The sequence below is a fragment of the Mesorhizobium sp. M0340 genome, from assembly GCF_040321535.1.
In the GTDB taxonomy this organism is placed as follows: domain Bacteria; phylum Pseudomonadota; class Alphaproteobacteria; order Rhizobiales; family Rhizobiaceae; genus Mesorhizobium.
This window is the reverse complement of sequence record NZ_JAMYRR010000022.1, coordinates 76256-98180: the sequence shown is the minus strand read 5'-3', so window position 1 is coordinate 98180 and position 21925 is coordinate 76256. Positions and strand designations below refer to the sequence as shown.

24 protein-coding genes are annotated in these 21925 nt (G+C 64.4%); 13 read left to right on the top strand and 11 right to left on the bottom strand.

All coding sequences use genetic code 11. From position 1 onward, the window contains the following. Positions 1-249: 249 nt before the first annotated feature. The 5 genes from NKI79_RS25995 to NKI79_RS25975 form a co-directional block, all read right to left on the bottom strand. The gene (locus NKI79_RS25995; protein WP_352805604.1) at positions 250-519 is read right to left on the bottom strand and encodes a sulfurtransferase TusA family protein; all 270 of its coding nucleotides are present in this window, start codon (positions 517-519) and stop codon (positions 250-252) included. A gap of 5 nt (positions 520-524) precedes the next feature. After that, entirely contained in the window at positions 525-1853 is a 1329-nt protein-coding gene (locus NKI79_RS25990; protein WP_254817064.1) for a L,D-transpeptidase family protein, read from the bottom strand. A gap of 209 nt (positions 1854-2062) precedes the next feature. Then, complete coding sequence (locus tag NKI79_RS25985; protein ID WP_352471457.1) at positions 2063-3013, bottom strand: acetyl-CoA carboxylase carboxyltransferase subunit alpha; 951 nt, start codon at positions 3011-3013, stop codon at positions 2063-2065. Between the two features lie 99 nt (positions 3014-3112). Then, positions 3113-4030 carry a site-specific tyrosine recombinase XerD gene (locus tag NKI79_RS25980; protein WP_352476241.1) on the bottom strand — a complete coding sequence of 306 codons (918 nt, stop codon included), beginning with the start codon at positions 4028-4030 and terminating at the stop codon, positions 3113-3115. Next, positions 4027-4176, bottom strand: coding sequence for a hypothetical protein (locus NKI79_RS25975; RefSeq protein WP_023677884.1), 150 nt, complete (start codon positions 4174-4176; stop codon positions 4027-4029). The genes NKI79_RS25980 and NKI79_RS25975 overlap by 4 nt, the downstream gene beginning before the upstream one ends. 161 nt (positions 4177-4337) lie before the next feature. Here NKI79_RS25975 and NKI79_RS25970 point away from each other — a divergent pair, with 161 nt between their 5' ends. Genes NKI79_RS25970 through NKI79_RS25955 form a run of 4 tightly spaced genes read left to right on the top strand, consistent with a single transcriptional unit; the run spans position 4338 to position 7819 of the window. Then, entirely contained in the window at positions 4338-4940 is a 603-nt protein-coding gene (locus NKI79_RS25970) for a shikimate kinase (protein WP_352476242.1), read from the top strand. After that, positions 4937-6079 carry a 3-dehydroquinate synthase gene (aroB, locus tag NKI79_RS25965; protein WP_352805601.1) on the top strand — a complete coding sequence of 381 codons (1143 nt, stop codon included), beginning with the start codon at positions 4937-4939 and terminating at the stop codon, positions 6077-6079. Before NKI79_RS25970 ends, aroB begins: the two co-directional genes overlap by 4 nt. Then, positions 6076-6972 (top strand): HlyC/CorC family transporter, encoded by an 897-nt coding sequence (locus tag NKI79_RS25960; RefSeq protein ID WP_352476244.1) that lies wholly within the window; start codon positions 6076-6078, stop codon positions 6970-6972. Before aroB ends, NKI79_RS25960 begins: the two co-directional genes overlap by 4 nt. A gap of 40 nt (positions 6973-7012) precedes the next feature. Beyond that, on the top strand, positions 7013-7819 hold the full coding sequence (locus tag NKI79_RS25955; RefSeq protein WP_352476245.1) for an alpha/beta hydrolase: 807 nt from the start codon (positions 7013-7015) through the stop codon (positions 7817-7819). A gap of 1 nt (position 7820) precedes the next feature. On the opposite strand, the gene NKI79_RS25950 is transcribed toward NKI79_RS25955, so the two are convergent. Beyond that, entirely contained in the window at positions 7821-8123 is a 303-nt protein-coding gene (locus NKI79_RS25950) for a BolA family protein (RefSeq protein WP_352476246.1), read from the bottom strand. A gap of 133 nt (positions 8124-8256) precedes the next feature. Here NKI79_RS25950 and NKI79_RS25945 point away from each other — a divergent pair, with 133 nt between their 5' ends. The 4 genes from NKI79_RS25945 to NKI79_RS25930 all read left to right on the top strand — a co-directional run bounded on the left by NKI79_RS25945 (position 8257) and on the right by NKI79_RS25930 (position 12927). Further along, entirely contained in the window at positions 8257-8886 is a 630-nt protein-coding gene (locus NKI79_RS25945) for a J domain-containing protein (protein ID WP_254816626.1), read from the top strand. A gap of 122 nt (positions 8887-9008) precedes the next feature. Next, positions 9009-9995 (top strand): cobaltochelatase subunit CobS, encoded by a 987-nt coding sequence (gene cobS, locus NKI79_RS25940; RefSeq protein ID WP_023721131.1) that lies wholly within the window; start codon positions 9009-9011, stop codon positions 9993-9995. 11 nt (positions 9996-10006) lie between these two features. Beyond that, positions 10007-11905 carry a cobaltochelatase subunit CobT gene (gene cobT / locus NKI79_RS25935; protein WP_352805597.1) on the top strand — a complete coding sequence of 633 codons (1899 nt, stop codon included), beginning with the start codon at positions 10007-10009 and terminating at the stop codon, positions 11903-11905. Then, on the top strand, positions 11902-12927 hold the full coding sequence (locus NKI79_RS25930; protein ID WP_352476248.1) for an esterase-like activity of phytase family protein: 1026 nt from the start codon (positions 11902-11904) through the stop codon (positions 12925-12927). Before cobT ends, NKI79_RS25930 begins: the two co-directional genes overlap by 4 nt. Positions 12928-13032: 105 nt before the next feature. Here the strand turns inward: NKI79_RS25930 and NKI79_RS25925 are convergent, their stop codons facing one another. From NKI79_RS25925 to rpmB, 3 genes are all read right to left on the bottom strand, one after another. Then, on the bottom strand, positions 13033-13704 hold the full coding sequence (locus NKI79_RS25925) for a spermidine synthase (RefSeq protein ID WP_352476249.1): 672 nt from the start codon (positions 13702-13704) through the stop codon (positions 13033-13035). Positions 13705-13790: 86 nt separating this feature from the next. After that, positions 13791-14471 carry a queuosine precursor transporter gene (locus NKI79_RS25920; RefSeq protein ID WP_352476250.1) on the bottom strand — a complete coding sequence of 227 codons (681 nt, stop codon included), beginning with the start codon at positions 14469-14471 and terminating at the stop codon, positions 13791-13793. An 82-nt stretch (positions 14472-14553) separates the two neighbouring features. Then, complete coding sequence (gene rpmB / locus NKI79_RS25915; RefSeq protein ID WP_006328411.1) at positions 14554-14850, bottom strand: 50S ribosomal protein L28; 297 nt, start codon at positions 14848-14850, stop codon at positions 14554-14556. Positions 14851-15447: 597 nt separating this feature from the next. Between rpmB and NKI79_RS25910 the strand changes: the two genes are divergently transcribed. Genes NKI79_RS25910 through NKI79_RS25900 form a run of 3 tightly spaced genes read left to right on the top strand, consistent with a single transcriptional unit; the run spans position 15448 to position 17834 of the window. After that, entirely contained in the window at positions 15448-16239 is a 792-nt protein-coding gene (locus NKI79_RS25910) for a DUF3108 domain-containing protein (protein WP_352649297.1), read from the top strand. Between the two features lie 42 nt (positions 16240-16281). Then, positions 16282-17169 (top strand): aromatic amino acid exporter YddG, encoded by an 888-nt coding sequence (gene yddG / locus NKI79_RS25905; RefSeq protein ID WP_352805593.1) that lies wholly within the window; start codon positions 16282-16284, stop codon positions 17167-17169. Next, on the top strand, positions 17169-17834 hold the full coding sequence (locus NKI79_RS25900) for a lysoplasmalogenase family protein (RefSeq protein WP_352805592.1): 666 nt from the start codon (positions 17169-17171) through the stop codon (positions 17832-17834). The genes yddG and NKI79_RS25900 overlap by 1 nt, the downstream gene beginning before the upstream one ends. Before the next feature lie 4 nt (positions 17835-17838). On the opposite strand, the gene NKI79_RS25895 is transcribed toward NKI79_RS25900, so the two are convergent. Then, the gene (locus NKI79_RS25895; RefSeq protein WP_352805589.1) at positions 17839-18267 is read right to left on the bottom strand and encodes a cupin domain-containing protein; all 429 of its coding nucleotides are present in this window, start codon (positions 18265-18267) and stop codon (positions 17839-17841) included. Positions 18268-18288: 21 nt separating this feature from the next. Beyond that, on the bottom strand, positions 18289-19056 hold the full coding sequence (gene gloB / locus NKI79_RS25890; RefSeq protein WP_352805588.1) for a hydroxyacylglutathione hydrolase: 768 nt from the start codon (positions 19054-19056) through the stop codon (positions 18289-18291). A gap of 98 nt (positions 19057-19154) precedes the next feature. Here gloB and NKI79_RS25885 point away from each other — a divergent pair, with 98 nt between their 5' ends. Together NKI79_RS25885 and NKI79_RS25880 are read left to right on the top strand one after the other, a co-directional pair. Beyond that, entirely contained in the window at positions 19155-19925 is a 771-nt protein-coding gene (locus tag NKI79_RS25885) for a class I SAM-dependent methyltransferase (RefSeq protein ID WP_352476256.1), read from the top strand. A gap of 146 nt (positions 19926-20071) precedes the next feature. Continuing rightward, positions 20072-21904, top strand: coding sequence for an ABC transporter ATP-binding protein/permease (locus tag NKI79_RS25880; RefSeq protein WP_352805585.1), 1833 nt, complete (start codon positions 20072-20074; stop codon positions 21902-21904). Positions 21905-21925: the final 21 nt, after the last annotated feature.

The following is a 21925-nucleotide window of genomic DNA, read 5'->3' as shown; positions in this document are numbered from 1 at the left end:
CCGATGCTGCCAAAGTCCCCATCAGCCATCGCATCAAGAAATGCGCCTGGAACGACGACTATCTCATCAATGCCATCACTCATATGCGATAGCCCTGCCCTCGAGAGGGAGATGGCCGGCAGGCCAGAGGGGGTTGCCGCGCGTGAAGCGCCAACTTTCTCTTTGGTCGTACATGGCGTCGCGCCAGCCGAGGCAACCCCCTCTGTCGCCTTCGGCGACATCTCCCCCTCGAGGGGGGAGATCACGCGCTCAGCCGCGCTCGACCAGGAAGCGGTGGCCGCCTGCCATCGCCGTCGTTTCGATCAGCCGATGGCCGCTCTCGGCGCAGAAGGCGGGAATGTCGATGACGGCGAGCGGGTCGGTGGTTTCGAGCCACAAGCGGCTGCCCGGCTGCATTGCGGCCAGGCGCTTTTTTGCCTTGAGCACGGGCAACGGACAGTTCAAGCCTTTGAGGTCGTAGACGGCGGCGGGGCTGGTTGAGGGCCTGTCTTCTTGGCCTCCAGCTTCCTGTTCAAGCATGAACCTCAGCCGCCAAACATGCCGAGCAGCTTCTTCTTCAGCCGTGTCGCCGTGCTTTCGGCGTCCGCAGCCTGCGTTTCCGCGACCGGAACGGCCTCCGCGGATGGCGCGACGGTTGCGGTCGCGACAGGCGCTTCGGCCGCCGCCTTGGCAGCATCCTTTTCGGCCAATGCCTGCGCCTTGGCGGCTTCCTTCTCGGCTAGGGCTTGCGCCTTGGCTGCGGCTTTCGCTGCCTTCGCCGCTTCTATCGCGGCAAGCCGCTGTTCCTCGGCCTTCTGCTTGGCAGCCTTTTCGGCGTCGAGCGCCGCCATCTTGCGGCCCGCCGGCGAATCGACGCGGCCCATGCGCGCTGTTTCGGTCACCGTGCCGTCCGGGTTGAGCGAGGGCGGCTCGATCGGCACGCGTTCGCCGCGCGCGCGCCGTTTCGACCAGTCGGAAACGATGCTGGCTTCCTTGATCCCGGCGATGGTCGGCTTGGGCGCCGGCACGCTGGCCTTTATGGCGCCGTTGAAGGCCGCCTCATAGGTGCTCTGATAGGCGTTGATGGCGCTTTTCAGCGAATCAGGCTGGGTGGTCGGCGGGCAGGGGCCGGTCGGATTGAAGGTCGAGCCGTCGGCTGCAACCTGGTTGAAGACGTAGCGCTTCTCGCAGACGTCGACTTTCGGCGGCACCTTGGTGACCTCGAAATTGTCGTAGCCAACCTTCAGCATCTTCCAGAATTCGTAGTTCGGGTCGTTGCGATAGCGCGCCATATTGGCTGCAGTCATGCGGAACGGAAAAGCCTGGATCTGGAACTCGGTCTGGCCGCCCTGGAAGGCGTCTCGGCCGAAAGCGTAGATCTGCTCGATCTGCGCGTCGGTCATCGAATAGCAGCCAGACGACGAGCAGGCGCCATGGACCATCAGGTTGGAACCGGTGCGGCCATTGGCACGGTCATAGGCGTTGGGGTAGCCGATATTGAAGGACAGGTGGTAATTCGACCGCGGGTTCATCTGTGCCGGGCGGACCGTGTAAAAGCCTTCCGGCGCCTGGCGGTCGCCTTCGGTGAATTTCGGGCCGAGCTTGCCCGACCATTTGCAGATGTCGTAGCTCGCGACCAGGTCGTAGCGGCCGTTGGTCTTGGCCTTCCAGATTTCGAGCTTGCCTTCTTCCTTGAAGATGCGGGCCATCACCGAGGAGGTGCGGACCATGCCCTTGGCTTTCATTTCGGCCAGGATCTTGTCCGGCAGCGGCTTGTTGGCTTGCGGCGCAAAATCCTTCATCGAAGCGTCATTGCAGCCGGCGACGCCGATCGCGGCGATCAGAACTCCGGTGCGGGCAAGCTTGGCAAACATGGATATGGCTATCGTCTCATCTCTGCGCCGCGGATGCCGCAGCTGCTAAACCGACCACTGACGGACTCTAAGCCCGTTAACCTTGAAAATTCCTTACCGCAAGCATGCGGCGCGTCCCCTTACGGCAAGCCCACTGAGCCGAATGCAGCGGCATTTTTGTGGCGAAACTGGTTCGCGCCGCCACATTTCAGGCCGCGTGCCTGGGTTGGTTACAGATTGCGGCCCATCGCCAGGTATTTCTCGCGGCGATGCTCGCGGAAGTCGGTGTTGGCGCCGGAGAATTCCTTCATCGTCCTGGCGATGAGGTCGCCGGTGGCGGCGATCACCGTTTCGGGGGCGCGATGGGCACCGCCGAGCGGCTCCGCGATGATGGCGTCGATGATCTTCAGCTCCAGCAGGTCCTGCGCCGTGATCTTCATGTTGGTCGCGGCATCCTTGGACCGCGTGGTGTCGCGCCACAGGATCGAGGCGGCGCCCTCCGGCGAGATCACCGAATAGATGGCGTGTTCGAGCATGTAGACGCGGTTGGCGGTGGCGATCGCTATGGCGCCGCCCGAGCCGCCTTCGCCGATCACCACCGAGATCGACGGCACCTTCAGGCCAAGGCAGGCCGAAGTCGAGCGGGCGATGGCTTCCGCCTGGCCGCGCTCTTCGGCGTTGACGCCGGGATAGGCGCCGGCCGTATCGACCAGCGTCAGCAACGGGATTTGGAAGCGGTCGGCGAGTTCCATCAGCCGCACCGCCTTGCGGTAGCCCTCCGGCCGCACCGAGCCGAAATTATGCTTCAGCCGGCTTGCCGTGTCGGAACCCTTCTCCTGGCCGATGATCGCCACCGGCTCGCCACGGAAGCGGGCGAAGCCGCCGACGATCGCCTGGTCCTCGCCGAAGTTGCGGTCGCCGGCGAGCGGCGTGAAATCGGTAAGCAGGCCCTTGATGTAGTCGATGCAGTGCGGCCTGTCCGGATGGCGCGCCACCTGCACCTTCTGCCACGGCGTCAGCGCCTTGTAGGCGTCGCGCAGCGCATCGCGCGAGCGCTTCTCGAGACGGGCGATCTCATCGCCGACATCGACCGCCTCGCCGTTCTCGGCAAGCTTCTTCAGCTCGAGGATCTTGCCTTCGAGATCCTGTACAGGCTTTTCGAAATCGAGGTAATTGTACATTCTTGGGCGGACCGGCAAGTCGGAAGGCAATGACTGACGCAAGCCTGAAAATGCAGGCTGGGCGCGGTGGAACGTCGTTCTCACATAGCGACATGACGCCTAGTCGGCAAGCGGATGATGATCGTTGACCAGGCGCATCAGCCGCTCCTCCAGCACATGCGTGTAGATCTGCGTCGTTGAAATATCGGCGTGGCCAAGCAGCTGCTGCACGGCCCTGAGATCGGCGCCGTTCTGCAGCAGATGGCTGGCGAAAGCATGCCGCAGCACATGCGGCGATATCTTCGCCGCGGCAATGCCGGCCCGCGCGGCAAGCGCTTTCAGCTCGCGGGCAAAGACCTGTCTCGAGAGATAGCCGCTGTCGGCGGCGGCCGGAAACAGGAACGGGCTGTCGGCAAGAGCCGGCACCGCCGCCCGTGCGGCAAGCCAGGTCCGCATCGCCGTGCGCGCCTTGGCCGACAGCGGCACCATGCGCTCCTTGTTGCCCTTGCCGCGCACCATGAAGAAGCGGTCGTCGCGCTGCGCCACCGCCACAGGAAGGCCGACCAGCTCCGAAACGCGCAAGCCGGTGGCGTAGAGCACCTCGACCAGTGCGTGGAGGCGCAGCGCCGCGAGCGTGTCGCCGTCATGCATGGAGGGGTCCTTCGCCTCTTGCGCGGCGCGGTCGAGCAGCCGGCCGGTATCGGCTTCGCTCATCGTCTTCGGCAGCGGCCGGCCCTTCTTCGGGCTGTCCAGCGTGCCGGTCGGATCGTCGCCGCGCAGGCCCTCGGCATAGAGGAACTTGAAGAACTGCCGAATCGCCGACAATTTGCGCGCCTGCGAGGTGGCGGCGAAGCCGCGCGCGGCGATGTCGTCGAGATAGGCGCGGATGTCGGCGCTGGTGGCACCGGCAAGTCCGCCGGCGATCCCGGCGGAAGCGTCCTCGAGGTCGCGGCGATAGGACGAAAGCGTGTTTTCGGCGGCGCCGCGCTCGGCGCTCATCATTTCCAGGAAGGCTTCGATGCGGGCGGCGCTGTTCATTTTTTCGGATTGAGCTTTTCCGGAGGGATACGCACGCTCATTTCCGCCTTTCTCGGCTCGACGAACATGACCAAGGCGAACATCGCGCCATAGACAATGCCGGCCAGAATCGCGAGCGTCACGACAAAGCGAAACAGTGTTGGCATTAATTTTCGCCCGTCGTCTTATTCTGCATTTCCAACCCTGTGCCCTTATGAGACGCCAATCCGGGCAATTCAAGGGAGAAGCCATATCCGGTCTTGGGCGCGTTACGCTTGACGCAAACAGGCTTTTGATGTCGATACGCCGGCAAAGAGGCCCTAGAAGCATGAACGCGCTACCAGCAAATCCTTCGGGCGAGAGCCATGCCGCGCTGCTCGGCCGGCTGGGCGGCCGTTCCATCGTCTTTGTCGGGCTGATGGGCGCCGGCAAGACGGCCATCGGCCGCAAGGTGGCGGCGATGCTGGCGCTGCCCTTCATCGACAGCGATCAGGAGATCGAAACTGTTTCGCGCATGAGCGTCCCGGACCTGTTCGAGCGCTATGGCGAGGCTGAGTTCCGGGCACTGGAGCAGCGCGTCATCCTGCGTGTGCTGGAGCACGGGCCGCAGGTGCTGTCGACCGGCGGCGGCGCCTTCATGAACGCGCAGACGCGCGAGGCGATCGCCAGCCATGGCGTTTCGGTATGGCTGAAGGCCGAGATCGATCTGTTGATGGAGCGCGTTTCCAAGAAGCAGAACCGGCCGCTGCTGAAAAGCGCCGATCCGCGCGCCGTGCTGGAACGGCTGATGGCGGAACGCTACCCGGTTTACGCCGCGGCCGATGTCACCGTGCCGACCCGCGACGACCGCAAGGAGATCATTGCCGCCGAGGTGGTGGACGCGCTGCGCGGCCATCTCGGTGTTGCCGACATCGATGAGGTGCGGTCGTGAGCGCTGATGCAACGGTCTCTGTCGAAGTCGGGCTTGGCGAGCGTGCCTACGACATTTTGATCGGCCCCGGCCTACTGTCACGCGCCGGCGCCGAGATCTCGCGCCGCCTGCCGGGCACAAGGGCGGCGGTCGTCACCGACGAAAACGTCGCAGCCGCGCATCTCGCAACGCTTGCGGCCGGCCTGGCAAGCGGTGGCATCCAACATGCCGTCATCACGCTGCCGCCAGGCGAAAAGACCAAGAGCTTTGCGCATCTTGAAGAGGTGGTCGACGGCGTGCTGGCCGCCAAGCTGGAGCGCGGCGACGTCGTCATCGCGCTCGGCGGCGGCGTCATCGGCGACCTGGCCGGCTTTGCCGCCGGCATCGCGCGGCGCGGCATGAATTTCGTGCAGGTTCCGACCTCGCTGCTGGCGCAGGTCGATTCCTCCGTCGGCGGCAAGACCGGCATCAACAGCAAGCGCGGCAAGAACCTCGTCGGGGTGTTCGACCAGCCCAAGCTGGTGCTGGCCGATACCGAAGTGCTCGACACGCTGCCGATCCGCGAGTTTCGCGCCGGCTATGCCGAACTGGCCAAATACGGGCTGATCGACCGGCCGGAGTTCTTCGCCTGGCTGGAAGAAAACTGGCGCCAAGTGTTTGCCGGCGGGCCGGAGCGGGCTGCCGCCATCGCCGAGGCCTGTCGCGCCAAGGCCGACGTCGTTGCCCGCGACGAGTTCGAGACCGGCGACCGCGCCCTGCTCAATCTCGGCCACACCTTCGGCCATGCACTGGAGGCGGCGACCGGCTATGACGGCGCAAGGCTCGTGCATGGCGAAGGCGTCGCCATCGGCATGGCGCTGGCGCACCGCTTTTCCTCAAGGCTCAATTTGGCGAGCCCCGACGATGCGGCGCGCGTCGAGGCGCATCTTCGCGCCGTCGGCCTGCCCTGGCGCATGGCCGACATTCCGGGCGAATTGCCCGACGCCGAGCAGCTGTTCTCCTTCATCACCCAGGACAAGAAGGTGTCGCGCGGCGCGCTGACCTTCATCCTGACGCGCGGCGTCGGACAGGCCTTCATCGCCAGGGATGTGCCGGCCTCGGAAGTGCTGGCGTTCCTCAGGGAGAACCATCCGGGTCGGCAGGAAAGCCGCCCGGGATGAGTCAGGCCGGCTGGATCGCGGCAGCAGTGCTCGCCGGCCTCGGCCTGCTGGGCTTCGTCCTGCGCCGGCACCTGCTCGCCGCCTTCGGCTATGAGCTGCAGCGCATCGAGCCGCAGCGCTCGGCGCGCGAGGAACTGCGCGGCGCCGTCGACGATTTCCGCCGCGACGGCCAGGTGGTGCGCGAGGACCGCGCCCGCATCGGCGGCCTGTTCGACCTCGAGGAGCTCGAAGTGTCGGACGTCATGGTCCACCGCACGAATATGCGCTCGGTCAATGCCGATGACCCGCCCGAAGCGGTGGTTCGCGAGATCCTGCAGAGCCCGCACACCCGCATGCCGTTGTGGAAGGGTTCGCTCGACAACATTGTCGGCGTGCTGCACGCGAAGGATCTGCTGCGCGCCCTGAACGAGGTCGGCAACGATTTCTCCCGGATCGACGTGATGAAGATCGCGTCTAAACCGTGGTTCGTGCCCGACACCACGACGCTGCAGGAGCAGCTCAACGCCTTCCTGCGCCGCAAGGCGCATTTCGCCATCGTCGTCGACGAATATGGCGAGGTCGAAGGGCTGGTGACGCTGGAGGACATCATCGAGGAGATCGTCGGCGAGATCGCCGACGAGCACGACATCGACATCCAGGGCGTCAAGCAGGAGGCCGACGGCTCCGTCGTCGTCGACGGCACGGTGCCGATCCGCGACCTTAACCGGGCGCTGGACTGGAACCTGCCGGACGAGGAAGCCACCACCATTGCCGGCCTTGTCATCCACGAGGCGCAGTCGATCCCGGACGAAAAGCAGGCCTTTACGTTTCACGGCAAGCGCTTCGTCGTCATGAAGCGCGACAAGAACCGTATCGCGCGGCTGAGGATCAAGCCGGCGATGCTTGGCGAATGACAGTGCGCACCGTGTGGCAGCCTTGGGCAGTCAGGAGTCTATGACAATCGATCGGCGAAGCCTGCTTCTGGTGTCAATGGCGGCGCTGTTGCCGGGGCAGGCGGCGGCATTGCAGCTGCGTTCGCCGTTGCCCGAAACCTTCGACTATGGGCCGGCCAAGCTCGACATCTATTCCCGCGCGGGCGCAAGCGGCCTGCCGGTCGTCTTCTTCGTCCATGGCGGCGCCTGGCGGGTCGGCAGTCGCGGCAACGTCAATGCCAAGCCGCAATTCCTGCTCGACAATGGCTTCTGCTTCGTCTCGATCGACTACCGGATGCTGCCCGAGGCCGACGTCGCCACCCAGGCGGCGGATGTCGAACTGGCCTATCGCTACGTCCGCGCCAACATCGCCAGGCATGGCGGCGATCCGGACCGGATCGTCGCGATGGGCCATTCGGCCGGCTGCCATCTCGTCGCATTGACCGGCCTGCGCGGCGGCCTGCCCGGGGTCGCGGCGCTGATCCTCGACGACACCAGGGCTTACGACCTGGAGGCATTGGCCAGGAGCGGCGGCATGGCAGGGGTCTATGCCCGCGCCTTTCCCGATCCGGCGCAGTGGCGCGCGCTGTCGCCTGTCACCTATGTGGAAGGCCGCAAGCACCCGCCGACCTTCATCGCCCATTCACGGGCGAAAGCCCGCGCGGCGGACGCGCAGGCCTTCGCCGGGCGTCTGCGCGCCACCGGAACCAGGGTCACGCTGTTCGACGGCAGCGCCTATTCGCACATGTCGATCAATCGCGACTTCGGCACCGAAGGCGATGCATTGACAGCGGCGGTGATAGCTTTCCTGAGGGCGAGCCTCGGCTGATCTACCAGCGGGTCTTTTCGCCGGGCGCCGCCGGCTCGATCGCCAGGGCGTGGACGCCGGATTTCAACTCTTCGGCCAGCAGATCGTTGACTGCACGGTGACGCTCGACGCGGCTCATGCCGGCAAAGGCTGGCGCGACGATGCGGACGCGGAAATGCGTCTCGCCGGCGCCGTCGAAGGCAGCGTGATGGCCGGAATCCACGTGATGATGACCGGCATGGAGATGGCTTTCGTTGATGACGTCCAGCCGTTCCGGCGAAAACGCCTTTTTCAGCTTATCTTCCATCGTTGCCTGTATGGACATCGCCGCTTCCCTTCACCACATCTATGTCATCGCACAAAATTCGCCATTCGCCGGTTTTATGCCGCGATTCAGCGGTTAGGGCGATCATCGCGAAAATGTCAATTCTTGTTTCGCATCCGCGAACGGCCCATAAATGGGTGAGATGAAGCCGTACCCAAAATATTTCGAAAAGATTCGTATCCGCCCGGAGAAGGACGCGGAGCTGAAGTCGCGTTCGCCGATCTGCCAGTGGGATGGCTGCAAGGAGGCCGGTACCCACCGCGCCCCGGTCGGACGCATGAAGGAAGGCGAGTATTTCCAGTTCTGCTTCGACCACGTGCGCGAGTACAACAAGGGCTTCAATTATTTCTCGGGCGTTCCCGACACCGAGATCGCGCGCTTCCAGAAGGAAGCCATGACCGGCCACCGGCCGACCTGGAAAATGGGCGTCAACGGCGCCTCGACACGCTCCTCGCCCGACTTCGCCCAGGCGCGTTCCGGCCGTGCCGGCTACTACAATCGCATGCGCGATCCCTTCGACCTGTTCAAAGGCCCGAAGGACCCGCGCGAAGCACGCGAGCGCAAGGCCAAGCCGCTTGAGGCCAAGGCACTGGAAACGCTTGGCCTTGATACAAAGGCAAGTGGCAAGGATATCAAGGCGCGCTATAAGGAACTTGTGAAACGCCACCATCCGGATGCGAATGGCGGCGACAGAGGTTCGGAAGACCGGTTCCGCGATGTGCTCCAGGCGTATCGCGTGCTCAAGCAGGCAGGTTTGTGCTGAGCGACCTTACGGTTCGTGTCGCTTTCCAACTTTCATAGGGTTGGAAAAGGCTCTAAGACCGCCCCCGAACAAAATCGATTACCAGCGAAACGCGGCGTTTCGCTTGTGGAGACGTGATAGAGATGAACAAGGTCGATCGCGACATCGCCAACTTGCCCGACACCACGGTGTCGGTGAAGGAGACATTCGGCTTCGACTCCAAGATGGTGGTGCCGGCCTATTCGGTGACGAGCGAGCATGTGCCCGACATCGATCCGGACTACCTGTTCGACAAGAACACGACGATGGCGATCCTCGCCGGCTTTGCCTATAACCGCCGCGTCATGGTGTCGGGCTATCACGGCACCGGCAAGTCGACGCATATCGAGCAGGTCGCCGCCCGCCTCAACTGGCCTTGCGTGCGTGTCAACCTCGACAGCCATGTCAGCCGTATCGACCTCGTCGGCAAGGACGCCATCGTCGTCAAGGACGGGCTGCAGATCACCGAATTCCGCGACGGCATCCTGCCCTGGGCCTATCAGCACAATGTCGCGCTGTGCTTCGACGAGTACGATGCCGGCCGCCCGGACGTGATGTTCGTCATCCAGCGCGTGCTGGAATCGTCGGGCCGGCTGACGCTGCTCGACCAGAGCCGGGTTATCCGCCCGCATCCGGCCTTCCGGCTGTTTTCGACCGCCAACACGGTTGGCCTCGGCGACACCACAGGCCTCTACCACGGCACCCAGCAGATCAACCAGGCGCAGATGGACCGCTGGTCGATCGTCACCACGCTGAACTATTTGCCGCACGACAACGAAGTGAACATCGTGCTGGCCAAGGCCAAGCACTATCGCGACGGCAAGGGCAAGGAGATCGTCAACAAGATGGTCCGTGTCGCCGACATGACGCGCTCGGCCTTCATCAACGGCGATTTGTCGACGGTTATGAGCCCGCGCACGGTTATCACCTGGGCCGAGAATGCCGAAATCTTCGGCAATATCGGCATGGCGTTTCGGCTGACCTTCCTCAACAAATGCGACGAGCTCGAACGCTCGCTGGTCGCCGAATTCTACCAGCGCGCCTTCGGCGAAGATTTGCCGGAATCGGCGGCGAATGTGGTGCTGGGCTAAGCAGAGTCTCGATGGCGGGTCCGGGCGACAACACGCGAAACAAATCCAAGACCGGCGCTGAGGCCGACAGCTTCAAGCGCGCGGTTACCGTCTGCATGCGCGCCATCGCCGGCGACAAGGATCTCGAGGTCGGTTTCGCCAAGGACCGGCCGGCGCTGGCCGGCAGCCGCGCCCGGCTGCCGGAACTGCCGAAGAAGGCATCAAAGGCGGACATCGCCATTACCCGCGGGCTCGGCGATTCCATGGCGCTGAAGCGCGCCTGCCATGATACGCGCATCCACACCAGGCTGGCGCCGGAAGGCAAACAGGCCCGCGCCATCTACGACGCGGTCGAGCAGGCCCGGGTCGAGGCGATCGGCAGCCGCGCCATGCAGGGCGTTGCCGACAATATCGGCTCGATGCTCGAGGACAAATACGCCAGGGCCAACCTCGCCGACGTCAAGGACAAGGCCGACGCGCCGATCGAGGAGGCGCTGGCGCTGATGGTGCGCGAAAAGCTGACCGGCCGCACTGTGCCGAAGAGCGGCGAACGGCTGGTCGATCTCTGGCGCCCTTGGGTCGAGGAAAAAGCCAGTGCCGATCTCGACGGGCTGTCGGCAAAGCTCGACGACCAGCAGGCGTTCGCCCGCGTCGTGCGCGAGATGCTCGCCTCCATGGAAATGGCGGAGGAGCTCGGCGACGACCAGGAGACGGAAGACTCCGAGGACAACGACGAAAACCAGCCGCAAGGCGAGGAGCAGAGCGAGGAGGGCGGCGAAGACGATTCCGGCTCCGAGCAGTCGCAGTCAGAGGATACCGAGGCATCGTCCGACGACGAGCAATCGGCCGAGACCGAAGCCTCCGACGCCACCGCCGAGGATCTCTCCGACGACGACGATGCCGATGCAGAGACGCCCGGCGAGGCGCGCCGCAACGACAATCCCTTCACCAATCTGCCGAAAGAGATCGACTACAAGGTCTTCACCACCGCCTTCGACGAGACCGTAGGTGCGGAGGAACTGTGTGAGGAGGAGGAGCTCGACCGGCTGCGCGCCTTCCTCGACAAGCAGCTCGCCAACCTTTCGGGCGTGGTCGGGCGGCTGGCCAACCGGCTGCAGCGCCGGCTGATGGCGCAGCAGAACCGCTCCTGGGATTTCGACCTCGAAGAAGGCTATCTCGATCCGGCACGGCTGGTGCGCGTCGTCATCGACCCGATGCAGCCTCTGTCCTTCAAGCAGGAGCGTGATACAAAATTTCGCGACACCGTGGTGTCGCTGGTGCTCGATAATTCGGGTTCGATGCGCGGCCGGCCGATCACGGTCGCCGCGACCTGCGCCGACATTCTGGCGCGCACGCTGGAACGCTGCGGCGTCTCGGTCGAAATCCTCGGCTTCACCACCCGCGCCTGGAAGGGCGGACAGGCGCGCGAGAAATGGTTGAAGGAAGGCAAGCCGCCGAACCCCGGCCGTCTCAACGATCTGCGCCACATCATCTACAAATCCGCCGATCATCCGTGGCGGCGGGCGCGCCGCAATCTCGGGCTGATGATGCGCGAGGGCCTGCTCAAGGAAAACATCGACGGCGAGGCGCTGCTGTGGGCGCATAACCGGCTGATCGCGCGGCCGGAGCAGCGCAAGATCCTGATGATGATCTCGGACGGCGCGCCGGTCGACGATTCGACGCTGTCGGTCAATCCGGGTAATTATCTCGAGCGGCATCTGCGCGCCATCATCGAGCTCATCGAGACGCGCTCGCCGGTCGAGCTTTTGGCCATCGGCATCGGCCACGACGTCACCCGCTACTATCGCCGCGCTGTAACCATCGTCGATGCCGAAGAACTGGCCGGCGCCATGACCGAGCAGCTGGCCTCGCTGTTCGCCGAGGAAACCGTGCGCGACACGCGGCGCGGCGGCATACGGCGCGCCGGATGATTTTTTCCCGCGGCGGCTTTTGGCAGAAGCTTTTGGCCGCCATTGCGTTGTTAGGCATCGGTTTGGCGCCGGCTGTCGCTGCCGGCCCGGCCTCGGTCGAGCCGGCCGAGATCACGGCACGGCCGATCAGCGAATTCCACATCGGCCGGCCGGACAAACAGTTCGGGCCGCTTGAATTCGTCGGCGGGCTCGAAATGACCTCGTCGACGCGCGATTTCGGCGCGCTGTCGGCGCTTCGGTTCCTCAAGCCCGGCAGCGATTTCATCGGCGTCGCCGACACCGGCTTCTGGTTCTTCGGCACCCTCGTCCACGATGCCGACAAGCGGCCTTCCGGCATCCAGAATTTTCGCATGCAGCAGATGGTCGATGCGGCCGGCCAGCCGATCGACGAGAAATGGGCGGTCGATGCCGAAGGCCTCGCGGTCCAGGACGGCATTGCCACGGTCGGTTTCGAGCGCGATCACCGTATCGCAGAGTTCAAGATCGATCCGGATGACATGAGGGCGCCGTTCAGGCAATTGGACTTCCTGATCCCGGCCTGGGAACTTCGGCGCAATCGCGGCTTCGAGACCGTCACCCGCGCCCATCCTTACGGACAGCACGCGGGCGGGCTGGTCGTGGTGTCGGAAAAGAGCCTCGACAAGGCCGGTAACATCTTTGCCGCGATCATCGAAGGGCCGCACAAGGGCGTCTTCACCGTCAAGCGCAATGGCGATTTCGACATCACCGACGGCGCCTTCCTGCCGGATGGCGACCTGTTGCTTCTGGAGCGCAGTTTTTCGATGGCTGGCGGCGTCAAGATGCGGCTGCGGCGCATCTATGGCGAAAGCGTCGAGAAGGGCGCTGTCGCCGACGGGCCGGTGCTGCTCGAAGCCGACATGGGTTACCAGATCGACAATATGGAAGCGCTCGACGTCTGGACCCGCGACGATGGCGCGCTGATCGTGTCCATGATGTCCGACGACAATCACTCGATCCTGCAGCGCAATCTTTACCTGGAATTCATCCTGCACGAGGATTGACGCGCGATCGCGGGCTGCTGCAGGCGCTCGTCGCCGAGCTTCAGAAACCGCAGTAGTCGGTGTGCCGGGCGGAGCCCAAACAGCAATCCGCCCAAATTGCTTCCGCTAGGCTTTGCTCGCGAGCCAGATGACGTGACGGGCGCCGCGCTTGCCGTGAGCCCGCGCCTTGACCTCCTCGACCGTGAAGCTCGCCTGCTTGAGCCGCCGGGTGAAGCCTGCGTCAGGGCCCTGCGACCAGACCGCCAGCATACCGCCGGGCTTGAGAGCTGCTCTCGCGCTGTTCAGGCCGGCGCCGCCGTAGAGCGCGTCGTTGCCCTTGTAGACGATGCCCTGGGGGCCGTTGTCGACGTCGAGCAGGATCGCATCCCAGGCCGAGGCTTGCGATCGGATGAGCTGACCGACATCGGCCTCACGAATGCTGACGCGCGGGTCGTCAAGGCAGCCGCCGAACAGCTCGGCCATCGGGCCCCGAGCCCAAATCACGACTGCCGGCACCAGTTCGGCAACGGTGACCTGGGCCTCGTCGCCAAGCTCGGCCAGCGCCGCACGCAAGGTAAAGCCCATGCCGAGGCCGCCGATCAGGATGCTTGGGTTCCGGCGGCCGGCAATCCTTTGACAGGACAGTTTCGCAAGCGCCTCTTCGGAACCGCTGAGCCGGCTGTTCATCAGCTCGTTCGCACCAAGCATGATTGAGAATTCGCCGCCGCGCCGTTTCAGGCGAAGTTCCTGTCCGCCGTCAGGCGTTTTTGCCGAATCCAGTTGGAGCCAGGGGATCAAAGACTGCCCCTTTGTTCGACCATGATCTTGTCCGAAGACCGGTTCCCACTTTCCGCTAACGCGGACCTTCGGTTCCGGGTCATGGTCTAGGCCGCCAGTGCCGGCTGGCTCCAGCGGGCGGCAAGCAGCCGGTAGGGGATCAGCGCCACCACCGCTATGACCAGTTTGACGCTGAGATCGCCGAGCGCCCAGGATACCCAGCGCATCGTCTCGACCGGCAACACACCCATCAGCGGCGCGGTTTCCAGCGCAAAGCCGTCGTTCGGTCCGGCGAAGGCGAAAGCCGCCGCAAAGGCGACGGTGAAAAACACCACCGTGTCGAAGACAGAGCCGACCAGCGTGCCGACAACCGGCGCGCGCCACCAACTCTGCCGGCGCAACCGGTTGAACACGGTGACGTCGAGCAACTGCGCGGTGAGGAAGGCGGCGCCCGAGGCCGTGGCAATGCGCACCAGCCGGTCGGCGGCGGTCTCGAATTCGATCAGGCCGTGGCGAAACAGCAGCGGCGGGATGACGATCGAGCAGATCACCGCTGTCATGAAGCCGACAAAGACGATCCTGCGCGCCACCGCCGGTCCATAACGGCGATTGGCGAGATCGGTGACCAGGAATGAGAACGGATAGGTGAAGGCGCCCCAGGTCAGGATGTCGGCCAACGACAACCCGCCGATTGCACCCTGCATCGGGAACTGCACAAGGATGTTCGAGGCCACGACGACGAGCGCCATGGCCGCCACGAAGGGCAGGTACCGCGAGAGGAAGATCATTTTTTTATCCTGGGTAATGGAACCAGCGGAACGCGATCCGGAACCCCGGTCACGCCCTGGAAGGCGGCTGCCGCCGAAAAACTCAGGCGGCCGGCTGTTCGGCGAGCTTCTTGGCGATCTGCTTCTTCAACAGGCGGGCGCGCTGCGACAATTCCTTGGCATCGGCCTTGGCCAGGAAGGCATCGAGACCGCCGCGATGCTCGACCGAACGCAGCGCGTTGGCCGAAATGCGCAGGCGCACATTCTGGTTCAGCGCTTCCGAGATCAGCGTCACATTGACGAGATTGGGCAGGAAGCGACGCTTGGTCTTGTTGTTGGCGTGGCTCACATTGTTGCCGGACATGACTGCCTTGGCAGTGAGTTCGCAAGTGCGGGACATGATACTAACCTTCGGTTCTCGGTCCTGGCCAAACATTCGACCCGCGCCGGGTGGCGCGCGGTTTCGGTCAGGCGGCCTCATGGAAAAAGTTGGCGTTCCATAGTTGCATTTCGCCGAGGCGTCAAGCTTGGGGGTTGCTTCGGGGATGGGGAATCGCACTTTCGGAGTAGGTGTCGTCAGTGAAGCTGCTGATCGCCTCCTCCGGAGGAGATGTTGCTGTTCCGCGGATCTCCCAAGATCTGGGTTCCTCGCCACGCATGATGGTTGCGCTCTCCCCACTTTCGTGGGGCGAGGAGCCCAAGCTGGAGTGAAGCCGCAACCCTTTCCCTCATCCGGGCCGAGGCAGATCCGCAAATTCGTCGATGGCCGCATTTTGTTCTTGCTTTGTGCCGGCAGCTATGCTACTAATTTAGGTATGGTGCTGATTCGCACCGACGACCCGCCCGCCGAGGCGGGTTTTTTTCTGGCCCTGGACCCTCCCCAGCGTTCCCTGTCGACGCCGCCTTTCACATTAAGGCCGGAATTCAGCCTATAAGCGGTCGCACAGGGACATGCCAGACCGGAGCCGCCCGTCCGGTCGACAACCAAGGACCCGCCATGCCTCGTTCTTTCCTCCATGCCCTGGTCGTGCTGATGGCCGTCGCGCTGTCGACGACGGTTTCGGCCGCTGAGCCGCAATCCTTCACGGGCGAGTATTCGGTATCGTTCCTCGGCCTTTCCGTGGCCAAAGCGAAATTCTCCAGCCACTACGAGGGCGACACCTATTCGATCGAGGGCAGCGTCTCCGCCGCCGGGCTCGCCACTTTGTTCGACGATACGCGAGGTACGATCTCGTCGAAGGGCAAGATTTCGGGCAAGCGGTTGCAGCCGCAAGCGTTCCACGCCGACTACACGTCCGGCAAGAAGGCATCGATGATCGACATCCGGTTTGCCAACGGCGTCGTCACCTCGACCAAGGTCGTGCCTGAGCCGAAGAAGCGCAATCCCAACAACTGGATACCGCTGGCCGGCAGCGATCTCGTATCGGTCCTCGATCCGATGGCCGCGACCGTCATCCATGCCGACAGCCTCGACCAGGTCTGCGGGCGCACGGTGAAGCTCTATGACGGCGAAATGCGTGCCGATCTCAAACTGACCTACGAGTCCAAAGGGTCGATCTCGGTGGCCGGCTACAAGGGCGATACGGTCACTTGCAGGCTGGGCTTCGAGCCGGTGGCCGGTTACCGCAAGAACCGCAAGGCGCTGAATTACCTGAAGAAACGCAGCCGCATCATGGTGACGTTTGCACCAGTCGGCCAAAGCGGCGTATATGCGCCGATCCGCGCCACGGTCAGCACGCAAATCGGCCCGTTGACGATCAGCGCGGAGCGGTTCGAAGCAAACGAATAGGCGTGATGGTGCGCCGCCAACGATGGGCAGGGGGCGACGGCTATGGCGCGCGCAACACTGATCGGCTTCTCCGCGGTCGCCATGTGGGCGCTGCTGGCGCTGCTTACGGATGCTTCGGGCGCCGTGCCGCCGTTCCTGCTTTCGGCAATCACCTTCACGATCGGCACTTGCGTCGGGCTGGTTGCCCGGCTGTTCATGCCGGCAGCCGATGGCGCCGCGAAGATACCGCGCCAGGTCTGGGTGATCGGTATTGCCGGCCTGTTCGGCTACCACTTCTTCTACTTCACCGCGCTCCGCAATGCGCCGGCCGTCGAGGCCAGCCTGATCGCCTATCTGTGGCCGCTGCTGATCGTGCTGGGGTCGGCGCTGATGCCGGGCGAGCGGCTGGCCTGGAACCACGTCGCCGGCGCGCTGCTCGGCCTTGCCGGCACGGTCCTGATCGTCACCAAAGGCGGCGGGCTTGCCTTCGACGCGCGTTATGCCTTCGGCTACGCCATGGCCGGCGTCTGCGCGGTGCTGTGGTCGTCCTATTCGCTGTTGTCGCGGCGTTTCCCGTCGGTGCCGACCAGCATCGTCACCTGGTTCTGCGCCGCCACCGCGGTCCTTTCGCTGGTCTGCCACCTATTGCTTGAACAGACGGTGCTGCCCGCCGGCGCCGGCCAGTGGCTGGCCGTGCTCGGCCTCGGTCTGATGCCGGTGGGGGCGGCGTTCTATGCCTGGGACATCGGCGTCAAGCGCGGCAACATCCAGGTGCTCGGGGCGGCGAGCTATGCCGCGCCGCTGCTGTCGACGCTGGTGCTGATCGCCGCCGGCTTCGCCCAGCCGTCATGGCGCATCCTCGCCGCCTGCGTGCTGATCACCGGCGGCGCGGCGCTGGCGGCGAAATCGCTGTTCCTGCGCAAGAGGGCTACGAGCGAGGCAAACGCTTGATGCCGTTTCCCGGCGGCATCGATGCCAATGCCAATGCGACGCTGGTGTTTTCGTTGGCGGCGGCGGTGATTTACGCGTTCAGCCTCGGCATGCCGCCGCGCCTTTCGCGGTCGGCGGCAAGGGCATTGGCGGTGGCGATGCTTGCGGTGCTGGTCGTGCAGCAGGGCGGTCCATGGCTGCTCGTCGCCGCACTCGGCGTCAGTGCCGTCGGCGACGCCCTCCTGTCGCGTGACGGCGAGAAGGCATTTCTCGGCGGCACCGCCAGTTTTCTTGCCGCGCACGTGCTTTACGTCGTGCTGTTCCTGCGTGCCGGCGGCGGCCTCGGGTTGCTTTTGGCCGAGCCATGGCGAGCAGCGATCGTGCTGGCGATGGCCGTGTCGGTGCTGGCGATGGTTTTCGCGCTCCGGCGCCGCGTCGGCCCTGCCTTGCGTTTGCCGATCGGCGTGCATGCCGCGGCACTGCTTGCCATGGGCATTGCGGCGCTCACCCTGAACAGCGGGGTCATTGGCGGCATCGTCCTGCTCATGCTGTCCGACGGGCTGCACGCCGCGGAAAAGTTCCTGCTGTCCGCCCTCTCGCCGCACCGCGTCTGGATGCGCTATGCGGTATGGGCGCTGTATTACGTCGGCCAGCTGGCGATCACGCTGGGTTTCCTGCTGGGCTAGGTGCCTATGGCGTTCCCGGCAGCCAGCCTGGTTCGGCAAGTTCGAAGGCGGCGAAATCGAAACCCGGCGCCACGGTGCAGCCGACCAGGGTCCATTCGCCGAGGCTGCGTGCCGATTGCCACCAGCCCGCCGGCACGACGATCTGCGGCCGCTCGCCTGCAGCGAGCCCGGTACCGAGGATCTCCTCGATGACGGGACCGCCTTCTCGATGGATCGACAGCGCCAGCGGCGCACCGTCATAGAAATGCCAGACCTCGGCCGCGTCCTTGACCCGGTGCCAAGCCGACAATTGGTCCTTCTCGAGGAGGAAATAGATCGCCGTCGAATGGCCTCGGGTGCCTGCCGCGCCGTCGCGAAAGGTCTCGGCATACCAGCCGCCTTCCGGATGCGGCTTCAGGCCGAGCAGAGCGATGATTTCGGCGGAACTGGTCATGACCCTAGCTCCTGGCGCCGCTCAGAAATTGTCCTTGCGCTTGCGGATCTCGGCGAACACTTCGGCGTCGGAGGCCTTCTCCAGGCCGAGATGTCTGCGGATCGCCGGATCGTGCCAGCGCAGGAACGGATTGGTCGACACTTCCTCGCCGATCGTCGTCGGCAGCGTCGGCTTGCCGTCGGCGCGCAACGCCTCGACTTTCGCGGCGCGCTCTTTCAGCGCCGAATTGGTCGGGTCGACGGTCAGCGCGAAACGGGCGTTGGCCAGCGTATATTCATGCCCGCAATAGACGACCGTGTCGGCCGGCAGCGCCGCGAGCTTCTTCAGGGATTCGTACATCACCGGCGGCTTGCATTCGAGCAGCCGCCCGCAGCCGAGCGCAAACAGTGTGTCGGCGGCGAATGCCACTTTCGACGCCGGCAGATGATAGGTGACATGGCCCGCAGTGTGGCCGGGCGTGGCGATGACCTCGATCCGCTCGTCGCCGAGGCGGACAACCGAGCCCTGTTCGACGGTTTCGTCGATGCCGGGAATCTTTGCCTTTTCGGCTTCCGGACCGACAATGCGCAGCTTGAAACGCTCCTTCAGCGCCAAATTGGCCTCGACATGGTCGAGATGGTGGTGGGTGGTCAGAATCATCGTCGGGGTCCAGCCGGTGCGCTTGATCGCCGCCAGGATGGGCGCCTCCTCGGGCGCATCGATGAGCGCCGTCTGGCCGCTTTTCGGGTCGTGCACCAGCACGCCGAAATTGTCGCTACGGCACATGAATTGTTCGATCTCGACCGGCATCGCATCTCTCCCTTTATTGCCGCAGACATAGGGCGCCTGCCGGCCGATGTCATCTGCCTTTGTTGAACTTGGACTGCTTCGAAGCTACCGTTCCGCGCATGCATTCAGACATTGTCGATCTCCGTTCTTTTTATTCGACCACGCTCGGCCGCCTGGCCGAACGCTCGATCACCATGGCGCTGTCCTCGATATGGGCCGTAGTGCCCAACGAGCGGCTGGTCGGCCTCGGCTATACCTTGCCGTGGCTGGAACGTTTCGGCAGCGATGCCGAGCGTGTCTTTGCCTTCATGCCGGCAACACAGGGCGCGGTCGTCTGGCCGGCGACGGGGCCGACGGCGACCGCGCTGGTCTTCGACGAGGAACTGCCGCTGGTCGATTCCTGCATCGACCGCATGCTGCTCGTCCATTCGCTCGAACATGTCGAGAACCCGCGCGAGACGCTGAACGAAATCTGGCGGGTGCTGTCGCCGGCCGGCCGTGTCGTCATCGTTGTGCCCAACCGGCGCGGCGTCTGGGCGCGCTTCGAGCATACGCCTTTCGGCAATGGCCGGCCGTTCTCGCGCGGCCAGCTCACCGAATTGCTGCGCGAAGCGAATTTCACGCCGGCAGCATGGTCCGATGCGCTGTTCTTCCCGCCGTCGCCGCGACGTTTCATGATGCAGTTCCACAATGTGCTGGAACGCGCCGGCCGGCGCTTCTGGCCGATCTTTTCGGGCGTTATCGTCGTCGAGGCGCAGAAGCGGCTTTATCAAGGCGTGCCGGTTGCCCAGCGCGCGTCCCGCCGCGTCTTCGTGCCGGTTCTCTCGCCGCATGGCGCCCCGACGCTCGGCCGGCTGTCGCGGGCCGAACATCCGGCGCCGGCAGGATGACGCGTTCGTGATCCGACGCAGGCTTTTTCTCACCTATCTGTCGCGGACGGGTTCGCTGCCCGATTGAAGGCATACGCAATCGGTTCTATGACCGGCGATTTCTATGACCGGGCTTCAGCACCGCTTCCGAATGCAAGGATTCACTCATGGCTGATCATCCGGATGTCGAGGCCAGCGCCCAGAAGCTTGCCACCTCGATCGAAGCCAGCAGCCTGCGTGAGCAGCTGGCAACAATCAAGATAGCGCTGACCACCTCGCCGGTGCGAAAGCAATTGTTTTGGGCCGCGATCGGCATCGTCGCCGTCATTGTCGCAACCTCGGTCGGGCAGATTCTGCTCAATCGCTGGAACCAGCCGTTCTTCGACGCGCTGGCGCGGCGCGACATGCCGGCCTTCCTGCATCAGCTTCTGGTCTTTGCGGCAATAGCCGGCGGGCTGCTTCTGTTTAACGTGGGCCAGACCTGGCTCGACCAGATGATCCGCCTGAAGCTGCGCGAGGCGCTGACGCTCGACCTGATCGGCGAGTGGATGCGGCCGGCGCGCGCCTTCCGGCTGGCCCATGCCGGCGCCATCGGCGTCAATCCCGACCAGCGCCTGCAGCAGGATGTCGCGCATCTCTCGGATCTTTCCACCGGCCTCGGCATCGGCCTGCTGCAGTCCTGCATCCTGCTTGCCTCCTTTGTTGGCGTGTTGTGGTCGCTGTCTTCCGGCTTCGTCTTCCACATAGGCGGCCATTCGCTGGCCATACCCGGTTACATGGTCTGGGCGGCAATCCTTTATGCGGGCACCGCCTCCTGGTTGAGCTGGTTGGTCGGGCGGCCGCTGATCCGCTTCAACAATGATCGCTATACGCGTGAAGCGGAGCTGCGTTCCTCGGTGGTTCGCGTCAACGAGAATGTCGATGCCATCGCGCTGGCGCATGGCGAGGCCGATGCCAGGCGCCGCCTCGAATTCGATCTCGGCATGGTGCTGGGCGCCATGCGGCACATCTACCGCGCCCAGATCAATCTTTCCTGGGTTACCGACACCTATGGCTGGATCACTGTCGTCGCGCCGATCCTGGTCGCCTCACCGGTCTATTTCGCCGGCGATATCAGCTTTGGCGGGCTGATGATGGCAGTTGGCGCCTTCAATCAGGTCCATTCTTCGCTGCGCTGGTTCATCAACAATATCGGCGGCATCGCCGATTGGCGCGCCACGCTGATGCGGGTCGCCGACTTCCGCATCGCGCTTGGTGACACCGACGCGCTGCACGATACGGAAAGGCGCATTTCATTCGGCGAAAACCCGGACGGCAGCCTGACCTTCGAGAAACTCGAGATCGCCTCGCCGGAGGGATGCACCAAGCTTGCCGAGCCGCATGTCGAAATCCGCGCCGGCGACCGGGTCATGATCACCGGAGATCCGGGCGCCGGCAAGACGCTGTTCTTCCGGGCCATTGCCGGTCTGTGGCCATGGGGCAGCGGGCGGATCGGCATGCCGGCCGGAGAAGCGCCGATCTTTGTTCCGCGCACCCCTTATTTCCCGCTCGGCAGGCTGCGCGAGGTGCTCAACCATTCGGGCGGCGCGGCCGAGGCGAGCGATGCCGAGATCTCGGAGGTGCTGGCCGATGTCGGGCTGCAACGCCTGTCGTCCTCGCTCGATCGCTCGGCGCGCTGGGAGCGTGAGCTCAGCGACGACGAGCAGCGTCTGCTGGCCTTTGCCAGGCTGGCCTTGCGACGGCCGAAATGGGTGATCATCGACGAGGCGCTGGATGCGTTCGACGGCCCGACGCTGAGGCAAGTGCTGTCGATGCTGGAGAAGCGCCTTCCCGACGCCGCGATCCTCAACATCGGCCGCGGCCAGCACAATGCCCGCTTCTTCCGGCGGGCGTTGACCATCGTCAAGGATGCCGGCCAACCGCCCCTCAAGCCGGTCCGTATCAGGGCAGGTGCCATCGAACCGCCTCCGGCCATCGCCTCGGCCGGCGGCAAGAAATAGAAGGGCAAGCTTTATTTCGCC

Coding starts and splice junctions, on each gene's coding strand:
- NKI79_RS25980 (WP_352476241.1), bottom strand. CDS start 4,030: ATGAACAGCGCCGCCCGCATCGAAGCCTTCCTGGAAATGATGAGCGCC.
- cobS (WP_023721131.1), top strand. CDS start 9,009: ATGAACAAGGTCGATCGCGACATCGCCAACTTGCCCGACACCACGGTG.
- NKI79_RS25995 (WP_352805604.1), bottom strand. CDS start 519: ATGCTTGAACAGGAAGCTGGAGGCCAAGAAGACAGGCCCTCAACCAGC.
- NKI79_RS25970 (WP_352476242.1), top strand. CDS start 4,338: ATGAACGCGCTACCAGCAAATCCTTCGGGCGAGAGCCATGCCGCGCTG.
- NKI79_RS25990 (WP_254817064.1), bottom strand. CDS start 1,853: ATGTTTGCCAAGCTTGCCCGCACCGGAGTTCTGATCGCCGCGATCGGC.
- rpmB (WP_006328411.1), bottom strand. CDS start 14,850: ATGTCCCGCACTTGCGAACTCACTGCCAAGGCAGTCATGTCCGGCAAC.
- NKI79_RS25900 (WP_352805592.1), top strand. CDS start 17,169: ATGCCGTTTCCCGGCGGCATCGATGCCAATGCCAATGCGACGCTGGTG.
- NKI79_RS25930 (WP_352476248.1), top strand. CDS start 11,902: ATGATTTTTTCCCGCGGCGGCTTTTGGCAGAAGCTTTTGGCCGCCATT.
- NKI79_RS25910 (WP_352649297.1), top strand. CDS start 15,448: ATGCCTCGTTCTTTCCTCCATGCCCTGGTCGTGCTGATGGCCGTCGCG.
- NKI79_RS25920 (WP_352476250.1), bottom strand. CDS start 14,471: ATGATCTTCCTCTCGCGGTACCTGCCCTTCGTGGCGGCCATGGCGCTC.
- NKI79_RS25960 (WP_352476244.1), top strand. CDS start 6,076: ATGAGTCAGGCCGGCTGGATCGCGGCAGCAGTGCTCGCCGGCCTCGGC.
- yddG (WP_352805593.1), top strand. CDS start 16,282: ATGGCGCGCGCAACACTGATCGGCTTCTCCGCGGTCGCCATGTGGGCG.
- NKI79_RS25885 (WP_352476256.1), top strand. CDS start 19,155: ATGCATTCAGACATTGTCGATCTCCGTTCTTTTTATTCGACCACGCTC.
- NKI79_RS25950 (WP_352476246.1), bottom strand. CDS start 8,123: ATGTCCATACAGGCAACGATGGAAGATAAGCTGAAAAAGGCGTTTTCG.
- NKI79_RS25945 (WP_254816626.1), top strand. CDS start 8,257: ATGGGTGAGATGAAGCCGTACCCAAAATATTTCGAAAAGATTCGTATC.
- NKI79_RS25985 (WP_352471457.1), bottom strand. CDS start 3,013: ATGTACAATTACCTCGATTTCGAAAAGCCTGTACAGGATCTCGAAGGC.
- cobT (WP_352805597.1), top strand. CDS start 10,007: ATGGCGGGTCCGGGCGACAACACGCGAAACAAATCCAAGACCGGCGCT.
- NKI79_RS25880 (WP_352805585.1), top strand. CDS start 20,072: ATGGCTGATCATCCGGATGTCGAGGCCAGCGCCCAGAAGCTTGCCACC.
- NKI79_RS25955 (WP_352476245.1), top strand. CDS start 7,013: ATGACAATCGATCGGCGAAGCCTGCTTCTGGTGTCAATGGCGGCGCTG.
- NKI79_RS25975 (WP_023677884.1), bottom strand. CDS start 4,176: ATGCCAACACTGTTTCGCTTTGTCGTGACGCTCGCGATTCTGGCCGGC.
- gloB (WP_352805588.1), bottom strand. CDS start 19,056: ATGCCGGTCGAGATCGAACAATTCATGTGCCGTAGCGACAATTTCGGC.
- NKI79_RS25895 (WP_352805589.1), bottom strand. CDS start 18,267: ATGACCAGTTCCGCCGAAATCATCGCTCTGCTCGGCCTGAAGCCGCAT.